The following is a 17,380-nucleotide window of genomic DNA, read 5'->3' on the forward strand; positions in this document are numbered from 1 at the left end:
CTTATTTTTCCTGCGGAACATCGGAATGTGTCAGCGCAAAGATTCCGTATTCTGTCTTCAGAACAGGGATTTCGCTGCCTGCCTCTGCATTAAAGGACATTGGTTTTTTTATTGCGACAGTTTCATAGGTTTCAGGGTCAAGCACAAGAATTGCATTTTCCTCGATTGAAACCAGAACTGTAAGTACCGCATCCCTTACATTTGCAATTTTCTCTGCACCTTTGAGTTCCTCAGGTGTTGAAATAAACCGGGAGCCGTCCTCAAGGCTTATCCCGTTGACCTTCTTGCCTGAACTTCTTATCTGGATAATTCTTCCTCTGAACCTTATCACATCCCCTGGCCTGAATTCCGGAAGGCGCATGGCAAAAGTAATTCTGTACACGTTTTTTCCGTCTTTCATGCCGACAAGGGTTGGAGATTCGGCAAAACTGCCTCCCAGCTCGGAGATGATTAGCCTGCAGACCTGCCTGCTGGCATTCATAGAGCCCATGTAAAGGTCGATACCTTCTTTCTGCTCCTGGTAGTCGCTTATAAATGCCAGACGGTCACCTTTTTTCTTCATGCTCTCCATGGCTTCACTGGCTATGGCAGTGCAGCGCCTTTTTTCTTCTTCTGCAGGGAACCTGCCTGCTGCCCTTATCTGGATGATCGCTTCAAAGTATCCTCCTGACTCACGGCTGCACATATCACAGGCTGTCCGCTGGACCCTTACTTCGGTCTCAGCTTCGGCATGGACAGGTTCTTCTCTTACAATTGCATCTACCTCGGCTTTCACAATGTATATGTAGGGCGTAACTTCCTTAGGCTCTAGATATAATTCTACATCTCCGGCTTCGCTGTGGATAAAAAGGGCGTTTTCTACTGCTTTCAGCACCACTTCTTCTATATTGCCGATATTTTCCCAGCGGCTTCTGTGGAAGTATGCTCCGCAGCTGGAACAGATCCTTAGATGGAGTACAAGGGGCAGCTCGATTAGTTTGAATGTTTCAAAGAAACAGTCCTTGCAAACGGAATCAAAAAGTTTGTCGCATTCTTTGCCGCATTTCGGGCATGTGATGGAATTCATCTATAATCCTTACTGATGGTCTTCTTGGAATAGTAGGTTTAGGGGCACTCAGAAAGTAGAATCTCTACAGTAATACTGAGCAGTTACCTGTTAAGCACTCTCATGCTATTTAAGAATAGCTGGATCTGCTGTCCTTCCTGCTTATCCATGCTCCTAAATATCTGGACTGAAATATAATTCAACCAGACAAGTAAACTAATGCATTTAATTTTCTAAATAAATATTGAAAAATATATAGTTTAGAAGCACATTAAATAGGGTTTTTCCTTATATAAATATTTGTATGATTTTTCCTTATATTAATTACATCCAGACGAGATGAACAGTTAGGCACAATAGAATAACAGTTAGACTCTATAAAGTAATAGAAATATTTACGCATCCTGTTAAATACGGTTAGAGCAACTGCGATACAGTAACTAAAAATACAGAGCAACTTCACGTAAAAAAAATTCATGGAAGGCTAATAAGAAAAGAAAAAAAGTTCCGTGTCGTAGAGACACGGATGCTTTTATATTTCCAATTGTTTCCTGAATTATTGTTTTGGGGGCCAGTTCTTCTCGATCCAGCCAGGGATACGGCCGGAGTCCATTGGGCCAACCTTTACATTTGCACCAAGCGTATCTTCGAGGTCACCCTGCAGACGGGCTGCAAGACCTGGAATGATAAGGGTTTTGTGGTTTGTGTCTGTCTTGAGGTCGAAGCCAGCCTTTTCAAAGGCGTCCTTTACCTTGGCGGAGGTCAGCTGACCACCGGCAACGGCAGCTTCCACACCAATACCATCGGTGTCAACTGCAAGCAGCCAGCATACTATGCCATTTGCTGAGATATCGCTCTCTACTGTATAGTAGGTAAGGGCGAAGTTGGTTGTGAAGAATACCGGGGAGTCTTTGTCCGGGTTTCCAACCTTGTACATACCTCCGTCCACGGAGACCGGAGTCCTCGGGTCGGTGTAGATGGTTTCTGCAAGGTGCACTTCAGGCAGGGTGGAATAAGGCTCCATGCTGTGGAGGATCATTATGTCGCCGTACCTGATGGTAAAGACTGAAGCCATAACGGTTTCCCAGTAAGAAGCACTGACAGGGTCTGCAATTCCTGCCATCCAGGCTGTAAGCGGGAGAGCCATGATCGGGTATGCGATCTCGGTGTCGCCCATAATGCCTGCTCTCCTGACTTTCAGGAAGTTGGTGAAGGTGTCCTTCAGGCCTTTGCCACTTGGGTAGGTTCCAGGGTCAAGCACAATGTCCTTAATACCTGCTTCTGCAAAAGTCTTTGCAAGACCTTTGAGGGCGTCAAGGTCGTTAAAGACCGAAACTACAACAGGGACCTTGTACTCAAGGGCGAGTTCTCCGACTTCTTTCCAGTTGTCTTTGTTTGCAGCGTAGAGAAGTGGGTTCTTGTCCTTTGCAACCTCAAGTCCTGCTTTAAGGACTGCAGGATTGAAGGAACAGAAGATCATGGGCAGGCCTGCTTCTGCTACCTTCTTGACAGCAGCAGCGAACTTTGCAGGGTCGTTGGAAGCGGCTCTGATTGCCACACCGTCGAGAAGCAGGTTGCGCCCTACATAGAACTTCTTGAAATCAGCGATCTTATTGACTCTCTCAACAAGAGCAGCTTCTTCCATGTTGTCTGCAACATCGAAGAACATCTTTGTCTTATTGAAGAAAGTGAGCTTGTGGCGGTACAGAACATCGTCTCCACCGATGTTTGCTGCCCTTTCGCCTACTCCAATGGTAACCTGACGAATCTCAGGAGCAAGGAGCCTGTCGAGTTCTGCAAGTTTCTTTGCAAACTTCTTTTCCTTAACCAGGGGTGGGCAGTCTGATGTCTTGCCTGATCTGTCGATAAGCTTGGAGGCAAATGCCATACATGTAGGCTCACCACACTCTCCACAGTTGGTCTGGGGCAGATACTTGTAGGCTTCTAATGGGCTGTTTATTTTCATGTTTTACACCTCCGCTCCGATCCAGTTGGCAATGTCAACAGGCTCTGCCTCGACTATGCCGAAAAGGGTCTGGGTGATCTGTTTCAGGACAGCGACCGAGGTCGGGTGCATCATCATGAAGAGGTCGTTTCCTGCAAGGGCCAGGGACAGACCTGTGACGATTTCCCAGATAGGTCCTCTGTACTCTCTCGGGCCCCAGTCAGAATCCTGTCCCAATGGAGAACTAACCATCCAGGACTCACGGGCACCCCATGCGTTGGTGGTACCTGAAGACATCGGGAAGGTCAGTTCGTCGTCACCCATAAGGGCTGCAAGTCTGATGCGCTCCATGTTGGTGTAAGCGTAGTCGAGACCATACCCGAGTGCTGCAGTGGTTGGGTCCATGATAATTCTGTCTCTGGGCACATTGCACTGCTTCATGAGTTTCCTGTTAAGTTCCTTCTGGGCATTCATGTCCAGCTGGGTCCAGGAGAGCACATCATGGTCGTATTTCAGTGCTGCTTCTGCAATCTTTGCGTAGTCCAGGTTCAGGCTGGCAGACGCAAGGAGGCAGCGCTCGCCTTCGGAAACTTCTGCTGCTTTTGCAAGAACTTCTGGGTCTTTCTGCGGGTTACCTGATCCGCCAATGGCTATTGGCACATCAACGGCCTGCAGGACTTCCTCAACTGTCTTGGCTGCATCCTTGGCAGATGTGTCCTTAATGAGCGGGTCGGTTGAAATCAGGTGGATTGTGATCATGTCTGCGTTGAATTTCTCAACGTTCTTCTTTGCCCATTCTCCAGGGCTGTCCATAACCTCGTCGTAGTTCTCCTTGACAGCTTTTGCAAGCCCTATTCTCATGTCGAACACGTCAATGGTAACCTGGTTCCTGTTCGGCATTGGAGCATCAAAGTAGAACGGAAGGGCTTTTTCGCCACCAAGCATAACCTGCTTGCCACGGCTTCCGCCGTCTGCAGAGGTGTTGCCTATGGGTACTTCCTGGATCTGAGTTGTCCATTCTGCGATGTTAGCAACATCGAATTTGGCAGAGATAAGGTCCTTGAGTTTCGGGGCTGCCAGAGCAGGGGAAACTGCAGGAGCAGCTGCCTGGGCACCAAAGCCTACCGGATAGCCAAACATACTGGCTATTCTTGCAAAGTGCTGGGCAAGTACTGCACTCTCTTGCCCGAGAGCTGCGGCAAGCATAGGGTCAAAGCCGCCTCCGAGTCCACCGAGATCAAGCTCAATGTCCCCTTCAATAGTCACACCTTCGAGGGCTTCTACATCCATTCCCGCGAACATGTTTGTTATATCTGATAACTTCATTTTCTTTGCCATGTAAACCTCACCGTTTCCGTAATTTTCCGTTTTTGTGAGTGACTTTATAATAAAGGATGTAATACAGGATGAATTTCCAGATTTTTCCCTTGTATAGAAACAGGGACCGGGGCAGGAACGTAATCCTGCTCCGTTATTGATGATTTTAAATACCGTTTCAAGCTCTTAAACCGGATATGGTCTCCTGTTATCTAATTCCGGTACGGTTTTCTGCATTTTTCTGCATTTTCTGCATAATCCACAGGTTCAAAAGGAAGCTGGAGTCAGTACCCCAGTTTTTGTACGATTTTTTCAATTTCTTTTGCAGCAACCGAATCATCCGGGATTTCAAAGAGAGGTATACCTTTTATATCCATTTCCTCGATTTTGGGGTCGAGAGGGATAGTACCTATCAGGCTAAGTTTCAGGTCGCCTGCCAGTTTAACGAGCTCTTCGCGGTTAGTATCCGTAACTTTGTTTGCAATAACGTGAATTCTGCCAACATTCGAATCCAGTTCAGTCACAAGTTCATGAATCCTTTCGGCAGTCCTGAATCCCCTGCGTGAGGCGTCAGTTACAACAATAAGGTCATCGATGTCCCGGATAATCTTCCGGCTGAAATGCTCAAGCCCTGCCTCCGCATCAATGATAACTACATCATAATTCACGATCAGTTTGTCCATTATGCCACGGAGGAGGTTGTTTACATAACAGTAGCAGCCTGAACCTTCTGGCCTGCCCATTACAAGCAGGTCATATCCAGGCATTTCCTCAATGATTTCGTATACCTTACTTTTGAGAATCGATTCCTTATTCATATCGGGGTTATCAGGCCTTGGTTTAGTGATTTCTGCCTGTAAAAACTCCTTTGCATCCCCGATTGTCTTTACGTTCTCACAGCCAAGGGTCTCAGGCAGATTAGTATCTGCATCTGCATCAACTGCCAGTATGAACTTCCCTTTTTTGGAAAGGTAGCGGATCAGAAGAGCCGCTACCGCTGTTTTACCAGTCCCGCCTTTACCCGTTATTGCAATTACTTTAGTCACAGAATACCCCTTTGGATTGTTTTTCGGTTTTAGGCAATTGCCTGTCGTTACTCAGTTACTTCTTTTCTTTCTTTTCGCTAATGATCATCCTGTCAATGGTGATCTTTGCGTTCTTGAAGGTCAGCTTTATTCCGCCACCTGAACCGCCTGACATCATTGGCATTGCAGGCATCTGGAAACCGGCTGCAGGCATCATCATTGGTGCTGCTGCAACGGCGACTTCTTCTTCCTCTTCTTCTTCCTCTTCTTCCTCTTCGGCAGCTACCCAGGTAGCAACTATTGGGTGCTTCTTCTCTTCGAGGAATGCCTTCAGGGACTGGATGTCAGTTGCGTCTTTCTCGGTTGCGATCTTGTCTTTGAGGTCTGCAGGGATGGTTTCGTCAATCTTCTCCTTAAGCATCGAGGGGAGCCAGACAACTCTGTTCCAGCCACCGTCAGCCTGGATGAACTTCGGGGAATAGAAGTAGTTGATACCGATACCGAGGAAACCTACGATCTGCTTTCCGCCACCGGTCTGACCTGCCATTGTGGAGAAGCCTATACCGTTCGGTGCCATTCCCTGGTACTCTCTGTTAACCCAGCCAATACCATCGACTTCAGGGATGTAGAACCCGACTACTTCAAAGCARCCGCAGGATGTGTGCGGGGAGTCGAAGAAGGAGTGTAGTTTGATCTTGTCGAATTCGCCTGCAGAGAGTTTCTTGGCAATATCGTTCACACCGGAGTATTCACCCATACTGGCATCAAGAAGGTCGCCCTTAGCGATTTCAAACTGAGGGCCTTCAGGGTCGACCTTTGCTGCTGCACGGCCGTCGAACCAGTTGATTGCACCACAGAGAGAAACCCTGTCAGGAGAAACTACACAGACGTTGGTCGGAGCAAAGGACTGGCAGAGAGTGCATCCGTAGAAGACATCCACATCTTCATCGTGCAGGTCTTTTGTCCTTAAGTCTCTTGCTTTGAAAAYYTCCTTTGCARCTTCGAGCTGCTTCTTGACCTCTTCTTCATCAGTGTAGAATGTCACCTGCATCTTCTCGATAAAGGGCAGTTCTGTTTTGAAAAGCATCATGACGGCTTTTCCGAAGGAGTCAAAGGAGTCCATCTTTGCAGCTGTGTCCTTGGAAACTCTCATCCAGACATCGTAYCTCTGGTTCAGGTGCATAATGCCCTGGCAGTAGTTAATGAAGTCGTGGACACGCCTTTCTACGACAGATTCAAGGTCAGCCTCGACAAGTTCTCCACCGATGTTGAAGATCATTGCCCATGGATAGGTCTTGCCTTCTTCCATTTCCTTAAGGTCAGGACCGACAATTGTGACGCTGTCGTCTACAATTGTATCCAGATCTGCTGCCCTGACAAGTTCGAGACCGAGGGATTTCGGACCCCCGAGCTCGACAAACATTCCTTCCTTTCTTACTCTTTCTCCTTCAAACATTGGGGAAATCTCAAATGGGAATTCTGCCATTGTGCTTTCGCCTCCTGAATAAAATTATAATGCCTCAATTAATTCATCCAGGGCAGCATAGTGATCTGCCTTGCTAAGGTTCCCGAAGGACATTGTTGCGTTCTGGATGTAGCTTCTCTCAATTGCGATTGATTTTACACTGGAAAAGTTCTTTGTTCCGGACAGTACCTGGTTGACGTAATATTTTATGTGGCCCAGGACGATGATTGTGTCGTAGGTCCCGTTGCCGTCAAGCCCTGGCCAGGCTGAATCTGTTACATAGAAGCCCAGCTGGTGCAGGTTRATGTACTTTGCATCCACGTCCTTGCCCACAAAGCCGGGCATAGAACTTCCGGTTGCTGCAATTGGAATATTTGCCTTCTGTGCAATCTTTACCGCCCTGTCCAGGAGTTCCGGATCAAGGACTTTGGTCCCTACCACAAGAAGCGGCCTCTTTGCTTTTGAAATGAGTTTGGCTGCTATCTCTGGGGTGGTTGCTTTTGCAGTTGTTACTCCGTAGCTGGTAAAGAGTTTGGTRTTCTTGGTAGTGTCTACCATTTTCAGGCCCCCTTGCAGAGTCTCTTRAGGTTCGTTGGCTGTGCCGAGACATCGAACTTAATCTTCGGGCCGGAGATGATTTTCTTCYTCTTCCAGTCAATTTCCCAGCCRTGTTCTGTTTCCAGCCTCTTGAGGAGCTCTTCACGCTTGGCAAGCGGGAGGTCGGCTTCATTTCTTACGAACTTCCACCAGTCGTCTGGCTCTACACCGAGGTACTTCTTGGAAAGCTCCATCCAGTGGGTCAGTTTTATGGATCTGCCCATGTTGTTATCGGACGGGCGGATGCAGGCTTTTGCCATCATTGGGATTGCTTCCTGCCAGGTTTCTGCAGTTGTCAGCAGGAATTCCGGTGCTGGTGGGATGTTCATCTCTGAGCCGTCTCTGSCATCAAAGGCTTTCCACTTGGACTCATCATAGTTCTTGGCAATCAGGGCTCTCCTGTACTTKGAACTGTGCGGGCCGAGCACTGCCGGAATACCATAGATGTTACATCCGGTACCGATTGMAGCTGCCTTCTGTGAGTATGCACCCCAGGCAAGTCCGCATGCRCCYACACGGKTGAGTGTGTAGTCTGCAATTTCTGCCAGGTTTCCTGCCATGGTTCTCTGGGCAAAGATTCCGGCAACTTTTTCAGCGGCTCCAGTAATGTGTGCGTTTGATACACAGGAACCATTGTTAAGCAGCCCGCCGCCTGAGAATGTACCGGGGAATCTTTCGTAAAGGGTCTTGCCGTCCTCGTCCTTGTACATACCAATGTCCATTGCGGAACATCCAGTCACGGCCAGGAGGTAGTTTCTCTTCAGGAACTCTTCGGCAATGTTGTACACATCTTTGGTACCGGCTGGGTAGTTCGGGCATCCGATGATTGCGATGATACCAGGGGTAGTTCCCATAACGAGGTTCAGGCCTTCTTTCCTGATTTCCGCGTCACTTACCTGTCCTCTACCGGCTCTGACCCATCCTTTCTCTTCACTGATGGCTTTTTGTGCAGCCTTTTCAATTACGTTCAGGATTGGGATTTCCTTCTTACAGACCTGTTCGCAGCGGCGGCATCCGATACAGACATCGTGGATGGCTTCTAGGTACTCGTAGCTTCCCTTGGCTGCATATTCCATGGCTTCTGGGATGTCCTGCTCTTCCGGACATGCCAGCAGGCATTCTCCGCACTGGACGCACTTGTCGACGTATACCTTGAATTCTTCATCAGTCGGAATTGCTGTTATGCCTTCTGCATCGCGGATAGGAGCCATTACCTGGGCGAGTTTCGGGACGAGTTCTCCAAGTTTGTCATAATCAAGCATTACACAGCCCGGAATTGTCCCGGACTTGAGCTCCTCGACTATTGAATCAACATCGGCATCGGTACGGTCCGGCAGGCCCATCATGATCTTTTCGTTGGATGCGATCACAGGGATCCTGAGCTTCATAGATTCAGATAAGACGTCACCGCGGACGCACTGTTCGTCGGTAACAATGACATCAGGCATTCCGGAGCGAATAACCTTCAGTTCCTTTGCCAGGGATCCTACGATCTTTGCGTATGGAGCTCTCCTGTCAGACTCCTTGTACCTGCTCATGTCAAATGCGGTACAGCAAAGCCCTGCAATCTCCATCTGGTCGACAAGGTTGTTCTCTTCCATGTAGTCCATGATGTAGGTTACACCGGCTACGTTGTGACCGATTACAACAATGAGAGGCTTGGATTTGTCAAGGGTTCCCATACCGATTTCAATGAGCGGGGCTTCGGGGTCAGCTTTCGGGAAGTCATATGCTGAGATCTGGGCAATATCAGAAATTTCCATGCCGACGTGATCCAGGCTGCCGCTAAATAGGGACTTTGAGTCGTAGTCAATTTCTGCGCTTTCCTGACCTGCGTGGATGGTTGCAAGGAGCTGGGTRAGCTGTTCTTCAACATACTCCATTGGGGCTCTGCATTCTCCGAGGGTCTTTGGGCTGAGTCCTGTACAGATTGTRACRTTGGGGGTCAGGACGTTTGATTCTCCAAGGTTGAGGGGGAGGTCTTCTCCAAAGACTTCTATTACATGGTCAAGCAGGTGACGGCCGTGGGCGGCGTGGCAGGCAGTACCTGTAATTACACGGAGGAAGAATTCCCTTCCTGTTTGGCCAGCCATGTCAATTCCGCAAGCACCTCTCTTGTTTCCGGAAAGGTCACATGGTCCGTAGGTACAGTAGCAGCACTGGTCACACATAGGGGTCAAAACAGGCTCATAGCGGTCAAGAAGAAGCAAGTTCCAGCTTCTGTAGGATGCTATGCTTGCCAGAGCAGTGGGACCCATCGGGCCTAACTCTTTTGCTTTTTCTTCAGCAGCCTCCTTTGCTGCCCCTACAATGTTGTTAATAGTGATCTGAACGGATTCCAGATCCTCTATAGAAAAACTCCCGGTAGTTAGTTTGCTCATATGAGCTTTACCTCCTAAATTTGTTTAAAGTTACTTTATCAGACGATTTTCGAAACTTTCAGCTATTTAAATGACATTTTTAGTAGATCGTTTTTAATTTTTTATAGAATTTACACACTTACAATACAAAATTAAGTACAGTAAATTAAGCAGTTAAAACTTGAATTTTTAGAGATTTGGGAGTTCACTGCTTTTATTTTAGCCATCAAGTGGGTAAGTCCTATATTAGTAAATGTTTGATCTCAGAAAAATAAAAGAGATCTTAGAGACTATCCAAAAAGTTCTATGCATGTTGTAAAATTACAATTAGACAATTAGTGTTTATTATCCGGAATCCATTCTTTTGTTATATGCCGTTTGTAGAAGTTACAATAGGTCACAGCACTTTTCGGATACACTCCTAAATTACACATTAGCGATGTATTATAAATAATTTACACTTTTGTTCTGTTAAAATATAAAAATAAATAATTCCGTTGTATAATTCCTATCTAAACTCTTACAAGCCGTTGACTCGTGATTAAGCATGAAAAACGGCATCATATGCTCATTTTTCATAAGGAAAGAACATGAAACTATTCGAATAGGAACAAAACAAAAGTACCAGTGATTATCAGAACTTTTACGTTAAATTCGGTGTAAAAGGCAGAAAATAGCCACAGGACTAAAGGGCATATGATACAAAACTATTGAGTAAACGTCATAGTTATAATCGCATTTTACACAGTTATGAGTTTATTGCTATTGGTTCTGTACTTAAAATACGGAATCCTAAAAATGGATTCAGAACTTATTAATTTTATCAACAGTTAAATTACTGTAGCATTAGTTATTTATACTTCATCTCTTTTGTGTATTTTGACGGTCGACTGAGTTAAACGGAGTATCAAGAATCCCAAAAGCTATTTATTACAAACTCAATGAAATTCTACAAACTCAGTGAAATTCCACTAAGTGTTCTTGTAATTATTAACGTGTCCTTGGAAAAGCTTGAAGCATTTGTCTTTGCGACATTCTCCAGGTAGAGCAGAATGAGGCTGCTGACAGAATGGGATATCCCGGAAAACTTTCTGGAGCGACCTCCAAAAGCCCCGGGAAAAGTATGGGGCCTTGCTTTAACGAGCTACTTTACTTTTTCTTCAGCAGCCTCTTTTGCTACCCCTACAATATTATTGATAGTGATCTGAACGGATTCAAGACCTTCTGTAGAAAAACTCCCGGTATTTAATTTGCTCATTTTAGCTTTACCTCTTAAATACGCTTAAAGTCGCTTTATTAGAGGATCGTATTTACGATATTTAACATACCGATATTGACTGTGCAATTAATACTGACGTCTGCTTGAAAGTCCCAGCTATTTAAATGACATTTTTAGTAGATCGTTTTTAACTCTTTATAGAATTTACACACTTACAATATAAGATAAAGTACGGTAAATTAAGCAGTTAAAACTTGAATTTTTAGAGATTTAGGAGTTTACTGCTTTTATTTTAGCCATCAAGTGGGTAAGTCCCATATTAGTAAGCGTTGTGATCTCAGAATAATAAAAGAGATATCAGAGACTATCCGAAAAGCTCTATGCATGTTGTAAAATTTACAATTGGACAATTAGTGTTTATTATCCGGAATCCGTTCATTTGTGATCGCTGATTGTAGAAGTTACAGTGGGTCACAGCACTTTTCGGATAGACTCTAAATTACACATAAGCGACGTACTATAAATAATTTACACTTTTGTTCTGTTAAAATATAAAAATAAAAAAATCCGTCGTATAATTTCTATTTAAACTCTTACAAGCCGTTGACTCGTAATTAAGCATGAAAAACGGCATCATATACCCATTTTTCATAAGAAAAGAATATGAAATTATTTGAATAAGAGGCAAAAAGAGATTACCAGTGGATTATCAGAACTTTTACGTTAAATTCGGTGTAAAAGGCAGAAAATAGCCACAGGACTAAAGGGCATATGATACAAAACTATTGAGTAAACGTCATAGTTATAATCGCATTTTACACAGTTATGAGTTTATTGCTATTGGTTCTGTACTTAAAATACGGAATCCTAAAAATAAATTCAGGACTTATTAATTATATCAACAGTAAAATTGATGTAGCATTAGTTATTTATACTACCTCTCTTTTGCGTAATTTGATAGTTGACTGAGTTAAGCGGAATATCGAGAATCCCAAAAGCTACTTATTACAAACTCAGTGATATTCCGCTAAGTGTTCTCGTAATTATTAACGTGTCCTTGGAAAAGCTTGAGGCATTCGTCTTTGCATTGATGATTACCGGACAATATGTTATAGGTGCTTTTGAGATCGTCCTGTTACTATTTTTGATCGACTTCGTTATTATAAGCTATAGCGGTGGACAATTTCAGGCAACCAGGTGACCTGAATCATAAATATTACAATGAAAAATGAGCTTTACGCTTCGGTTTCTTCTAACGAATAGAATATTTATACAGTGTCCTTTGATTTTTGATATTCTCATTTTTCTAAAAAATTCGATGTCTCTGAAATATCTTTTTGTATGGAATAACTGTATCAATAAGTAGTATCTGTAAAATTAAGGTTATATGTTGGGATAAGCCACCCTGGAGTCAATGGCTACAGAGGGTTGCATAATTTTGTCTTTTATATGCTGATATTCGGAGGCATGTTCACGATATTCATAGTGAGAGAGAAAAACTATTTTCTGAAATCTGTTCCCAGCAAAACACTTATGACCTGTATGCGGAGATTTTTTGGTAACTTTAATCGTCTCAAATTTTGGGATTCCTGGTTTGATGGCATTCCAGCTGAGTATATACTTTTGGCGTTACATGGTAGCTTGTGTTTACTCTAATCCTTAATGACGATGTTAAGGTTAATACTTAAAACTTTAAGTAAAATATTGATCGATAGATATTTATTATGTATCGCATAAGTGTAATTGATGGTCAATAGAGTTAAGCGCAGGGTATCTTGCTTTCCAAAGGCCACTTATTACAAGCCCAAAGAAATCCCTCTTTGCTGTCTGGAAATTGCCAACCTATCCATAGAAGAGCTTGAGGCCATTCGTCTTTGCGACCTTCTACAGATAGAGCAGAACGAGGCTGCTGACAGAATGGGAGTATCCCGGAAAACTTTCTGGAATGACCTCCAAAAGGCACGACAGAAGGTAGCTGATGCTCTTGTCAATGGAAAAGCGATAGAGATCTCTGGAGGAGAATACGTTAATACTGGTGAATGCAAGGTCAATTTTCTCTGCAAAGAATGCGATCATGTATGGGAACTAGGGTTCGATCAAGATCGTCCTATAAGCTGTCCGAATTGTGGTTCTGGTCTAATTTTCCGACTCGGCGGCGATGGAAGAGGAAAGAGGTTTATTGAGAATGATTATTGTTGTCCAAAAATAAGGGAAAGCAGTAGGAATACTGGTGAAGAAAGCAAAAAAAAGTGACAACAATAGATATACCATCGATGAGTGATACGGACTGGAGTCTGATGTATGTGCCCATTTTGGCTCATGCGAACATTTTACCATTATAGATGTACGTGATAGAGCCACTACTGGAATCAGGACGATAAGCAACAGGGCTCCCCATGGCGAGCACAATTGTGCTGCCCCTTCGAGAATCTTGAAGTCGCAAAATGTCGGGATCTTACCTGTCTCGGGCATCGGCGAAAGAGCGTTAATCTAGCTCGCTGAAAATAAAATTGCTTGTAGATTGACATACTTTTTGTAGATAAAGTATACTTTTTATTCCACGCATATTGGTAAGTTTTTAGAGGAAAAAGTGAGAAAGCTTGATAGAACAATCGCAATTAATCTATTTATTGCAGCTTCCGCAGCCCTTACAATTCTTCCTGGCCCCGATATTCTATTCGTGCTTACTCAAAGCATTTCGCAGGGCAAGATGGCAGGTGTTTCAACAGCAACAGGTTTGTGCACAGGCATACTCGTTCATACAAGTGCAGCTGCACTCGGGATTTCCGCTTTGATCTATAAATCAGCTCTTGCTTTCGAAATCGTAAAATATGCCGGTGCAGCCTATTTGCTCTACCTTGCCTGGCAAGCTTTGAGAGAAAGCGGGGAACTGGTATCTTCCACTCCGGTACGGGAAACCGATAACTTCGCTCTTTACAGGCGCGGGATCTTTATGAACGTCCTGAATCCTAAAGTCGCTCTCTTCTTCCTCGCGTTTCTCCCTCAGTTTATAAACGTAGAATCGGGTAATGTCCCGCTGCAGATGATATTTCTGGGAGTAGTATTTCTGATACAGGCCTGGCTGATCTTTTCCGCAATCTCTGTTTTTGCAGGGACAATCGGAGATAAAATAGTACAGAAACCGGGGATCGGCAGATATATTAACTGGGGAAAAGCAGGCATCTTTACTATAATAGGGGTAAAACTTGCGCTGTCCCATAAATAAATCCATTAATCGGTTGTAAGTCTATAAATAAGCCCATAAAATAATTCATAATAAGTGAAGTGTTAATAAGTTCACAAAATAATCCATAATAAGTGAAGTGTTATGAAAAACTGGGCGCAAAAAGTTTCCAGACAATAATATTAAGAGAAGGGTGCAGTAGCCAGCTTTCAATCCAATTTTTGTTTTTGAACCTTTTGGACCGGAGGCAAAGTTACTCTATTGATTATACTTTTACTCGTTATTCTGTTTTTACTCACTGCATGTCTTAAGGATACTTCGCTTGATCCAGATTCTAAATACGTTGTCCAGTATGCCGTACATTCCATCTTCCGGCTTTTCAACTGTCATAGTATTGTAAAGATCTTTCATCGATGTTGTTAGCGATGAGGCAGGTGTTTGCATATCAGATGAGATTTCGTGTAACCTTCGGTATTTCTCCCTGGACAAAAATTTAAGTATCGTTTTTTGCTGATCGCTAAACTTCCATTCATAGCGTGCTTCAAATTCGCTATCGAATTCATTTAACATGGAATTAAAAGCACTTTCAACATCTTCCTCATCAATGATATTTTTATTTTTTAGAATTGAGTTCTGATACAGGATAAATCCTATTTTCTGGAAATAAAAAGGAAAGCCTCCAATACATACATATATTCTTTTCAGAGCCCTGTCAGTAATCTGTATATTTTGTGTCAAGAGACGGTCTCTTATATATTTTGTAACGTACTCCTCTTCTATAGGCTCAAGCTGAATTCTTGCAGCCATGAGGTACAGCGGAGAATCTGGCTTTAAAAATACTTCATGCAAAAGGGATACTGAAGATCCAGAGAAAATATATCTGACAGAAGGCTGGCTGTCCATCTGACTTTTTAATGTATTGAAAATATATCCGTTAAATCTCCTTAATTCCTGAAATTCATCAAAAGCGAGAATTATCGGTTCTTTCTTTTCTCCTGAAAATCTCCTGATGAAATCAAAGGTTTCGGCAACCAGTTCTTGTTCGTTGATATCTTTTTCCCGAAATCTGAGGTAAATATTCCCTATGTGTTCGATACTACCTCCAATCTCAGAAAGTGATCTGTAAGCAGCCGTAATCTTTCCTTTAAATACCTGGGAATATTTCTGCACAAGCCCTTTAACATGGTGTTTTTCCTCGTATGCTACAAGCAAAGCTCGTGTAACTATTCTGAAAAAATCACTCAGGCCCGTCATTTCCCTGCAATTGATAGTAACGAAGAGAACTTCACCTTCAACACTTGTTTTAAGGTTTCTGAGCAGTGAAGTCTTACCTATTCTGCGCGGTCCTATGATAACATTGTTCTGTGCCAGGGTTCTTAAGTCCATCTTCAATTTTTCAATTTCATTTTTTCTTCCTATGAAATAAGGAGGCTGGACTTCTCCACCCACCACGAATAGAGATTCAGGCATGGTTTTCTTTCTCCTGCTGTGTATATTTCTATCAAGGACACTTTTTGTTACCTTTATAGTTAAAATCAAATATATTTAAAAATAACTAATAAAATAGTAGTTAAAGATAAATATATTTGAATTTAACGATGCATCTATACATGAAAAATTGAATTGACATAAACTCGCCAGGTGTATCAAACTTAAAACCTTAGTGTGACAGTATAATTCCACTCAGTATGAGACCTCATTTTTTTGTCAAAATCATTTGACAGCCTGCAAAAACTTCATCAAATCTCCTCTAAGTTGTCATTTTTCAGCTCTATAACCTCTAAAAAATGAGAAAAGAGAGAATCTGGCTCTGTTATTCCATTTTAGCATTTTTGGCATCGTATTTTTTATACAGTAATCCATTTACGGGAAGGATGAAATCAGGCTTGTTAGAACTTATCAGGGTAATCTATCAGAGTTCTCCTCTCATAAGCAGTTATAATAATTTCATTATAATGATCCAAAGGTCGGCAGTGAGACTGATACATTAGATTGTAAGGACTGTAACTATGTGGTCAGATTCTATTCCGAAGGAGGTCTGCAAAAGATCAAAAAGCCGTGTTCAAACACACAATAGTTTCCATCTGCACCCCAGACAGAACAGTTTCATACAGAACAATTTATATCTGTCACGAAGGCTGCGGAGAGCTTTGACTGGGTGAGAATGGGACGGTAAAGGTTACATAGGAGATATAGGAAATAGACGGAGAAAAAGAGAATCTGGAATTGAAAAGTACTAAGTAATTTGTATTCTCCGAAACTTCGTAGCATAAACAGAACATTAAATAGAAGGTAATAAAAACTGCTCAAACGCTTATAAAAACAGAATAATCTGCTTTGTTTGCTATTGAGCAGATAACAGGTAAAAGCAGGTAAAAGTATCGGGAGATATGCAGGAACACGTATCTCAGGGAGAATTTTCCGCAGTTAAATTTCCCATGCATTTTGAGGCAAACTTTTTAAATTCTTCAGCTCCGATGACAGGAAACACTTCGATATGGCACAAATCGGTAAATGAGAAATTGTAAGTCACATAATCTTTAATGGACTCTACATCATAAACAGTGATTATACGTCCTCCTCCAGCATCAAACCACTGGTTAACAACTTTCAGCCCTTTTGAAGAAACTTTACTTTCCACATGTTCCCAACGTTTGAATACTTTCGCACTGTTTTCAAGCTCAAATGTTACTATATCCAATAAAAGCATGTTTTTCATTCCCGCATTTGATTGGGATTTATATATTTAATATGTATTATAACATGAATTATATGTCCTATATATCCATGCCGATTTTGTAAGGCGGATAAATTTTTTGAGGAAGATTATATATTAAATCCGGATGTTTCTAAGTCTTTTTTATAATATAATTGAAACGGGAGACCCGCTTAAAACAAATAATGGATACCTTCTCGTGCTCGACTAGTGTTTAACTCATGCTTGAAACTTGATCAATTTTTAATGAGAAACTACTACATTACAAAAATAGAAGTGGCTAAACTATCAAATAGAAGTTAATGTATTATCAAATAAGACTGTACAACTCACTTTAAATAAAACTGTATAACTCACTTTATTAATAATAGGACTTACGCACTTGCCTGCTTTGCAGGCAGCTTTCGAGTTTTTTACTTTTTAATCTAATTCATATATTGGTTTTCTGATATATTGACTTACAGCGTTTCTTGTAATGCTTAACTTTGTTTCAAACCATGTAATTCC

Annotated in this window: 10 protein-coding genes and 1 pseudogene; 2 read left to right on the forward strand and 9 right to left on the reverse strand. The window is 42.7% G+C overall.

Annotated elements, in window-relative coordinates; translation table 11 throughout:
* Position 1 precedes the first annotated feature (1 nt).
* The 7 genes from FXV91_RS19125 to cdhA form a co-directional block, all read right to left on the reverse strand.
* Positions 2-1,066 carry a 60S ribosomal export protein NMD3 gene (locus FXV91_RS19125; RefSeq protein WP_229392388.1) on the reverse strand — a complete coding sequence of 355 codons (1,065 nt, stop codon included), beginning with the start codon at positions 1,064-1,066 and terminating at the stop codon, positions 2-4.
* A 535-nt stretch (positions 1,067-1,601) separates the two neighbouring features.
* The gene (gene acsC / locus FXV91_RS19130) at positions 1,602-3,011 is read right to left on the reverse strand and encodes an acetyl-CoA decarbonylase/synthase complex subunit gamma (RefSeq protein WP_229392389.1); all 1,410 of its coding nucleotides are present in this window, start codon (positions 3,009-3,011) and stop codon (positions 1,602-1,604) included.
* A 3-nt stretch (positions 3,012-3,014) separates the two neighbouring features.
* The gene (gene cdhD, locus FXV91_RS19135; protein WP_229392390.1) at positions 3,015-4,328 is read right to left on the reverse strand and encodes a CO dehydrogenase/acetyl-CoA synthase subunit delta; all 1,314 of its coding nucleotides are present in this window, start codon (positions 4,326-4,328) and stop codon (positions 3,015-3,017) included.
* Between the two features lie 263 nt (positions 4,329-4,591).
* Positions 4,592-5,353, reverse strand: a complete 762-nt coding sequence (locus FXV91_RS19140) for an AAA family ATPase (RefSeq protein WP_229392391.1) — start codon at positions 5,351-5,353, stop codon at positions 4,592-4,594.
* Positions 5,354-5,408: 55 nt separating this feature from the next.
* Positions 5,409-6,818: a CO dehydrogenase/CO-methylating acetyl-CoA synthase complex subunit beta gene (gene cdhC, locus FXV91_RS19145; protein ID WP_229392392.1), complete on the reverse strand. Its 1,410-nt coding sequence runs from the start codon at positions 6,816-6,818 to the stop codon at positions 5,409-5,411.
* Positions 6,819-6,842: 24 nt separating this feature from the next.
* Positions 6,843-7,355 carry a CO dehydrogenase/acetyl-CoA synthase complex subunit epsilon gene (gene cdhB, locus FXV91_RS19150; protein ID WP_229392393.1) on the reverse strand — a complete coding sequence of 171 codons (513 nt, stop codon included), beginning with the start codon at positions 7,353-7,355 and terminating at the stop codon, positions 6,843-6,845.
* Between the two features lie 2 nt (positions 7,356-7,357).
* Positions 7,358-9,775: a CO dehydrogenase/acetyl-CoA synthase complex subunit alpha gene (gene cdhA, locus FXV91_RS19155; RefSeq protein ID WP_229392394.1), complete on the reverse strand. Its 2,418-nt coding sequence runs from the start codon at positions 9,773-9,775 to the stop codon at positions 7,358-7,360.
* Positions 9,776-12,719: 2,944 nt separating this feature from the next.
* On the opposite strand from cdhA, the pseudogene FXV91_RS19160 reads away from it, so the two are divergent.
* Together FXV91_RS19160 and FXV91_RS19165 are read left to right on the forward strand one after the other, a co-directional pair.
* Positions 12,720-13,001, forward strand: a pseudogene (locus FXV91_RS19160) (DUF134 domain-containing protein); the annotation flags it as partial.
* A 562-nt stretch (positions 13,002-13,563) separates the two neighbouring features.
* On the forward strand, positions 13,564-14,199 hold the full coding sequence (locus FXV91_RS19165) for a LysE family translocator (RefSeq protein ID WP_229392395.1): 636 nt from the start codon (positions 13,564-13,566) through the stop codon (positions 14,197-14,199).
* A 249-nt stretch (positions 14,200-14,448) separates the two neighbouring features.
* Here the strand turns inward: FXV91_RS19165 and FXV91_RS19170 are convergent, their stop codons facing one another.
* Positions 14,449-15,627 carry an ATP-binding protein gene (locus FXV91_RS19170; protein WP_229392396.1) on the reverse strand — a complete coding sequence of 393 codons (1,179 nt, stop codon included), beginning with the start codon at positions 15,625-15,627 and terminating at the stop codon, positions 14,449-14,451.
* A 937-nt stretch (positions 15,628-16,564) separates the two neighbouring features.
* Positions 16,565-16,876 carry a DUF3303 family protein gene (locus FXV91_RS19175; RefSeq protein WP_229392397.1) on the reverse strand — a complete coding sequence of 104 codons (312 nt, stop codon included), beginning with the start codon at positions 16,874-16,876 and terminating at the stop codon, positions 16,565-16,567.
* Positions 16,877-17,380: the final 504 nt, after the last annotated feature.

The organism is Methanosarcina sp. DH2 (assembly GCF_020804225.1).
Taxonomy (GTDB): domain Archaea; phylum Halobacteriota; class Methanosarcinia; order Methanosarcinales; family Methanosarcinaceae; genus Methanosarcina.

Bases quoted from the DNA above. Each gene is read 5' to 3' on its own strand.
- FXV91_RS19125 (WP_229392388.1), bottom strand. From the start codon at position 1,066: ATGAATTCCATCACATGCCCGAAATGCGGCAAAGAATGCGACAAACTT.
- acsC (WP_229392389.1), bottom strand. From the start codon at position 3,011: ATGAAAATAAACAGCCCATTAGAAGCCTACAAGTATCTGCCCCAGACC.
- cdhD (WP_229392390.1), bottom strand. From the start codon at position 4,328: ATGGCAAAGAAAATGAAGTTATCAGATATAACAAACATGTTCGCGGGA.
- FXV91_RS19170 (WP_229392396.1), bottom strand. From the start codon at position 15,627: ATGCCTGAATCTCTATTCGTGGTGGGTGGAGAAGTCCAGCCTCCTTAT.
- FXV91_RS19175 (WP_229392397.1), bottom strand. From the start codon at position 16,876: ATGAAAAACATGCTTTTATTGGATATAGTAACATTTGAGCTTGAAAAC.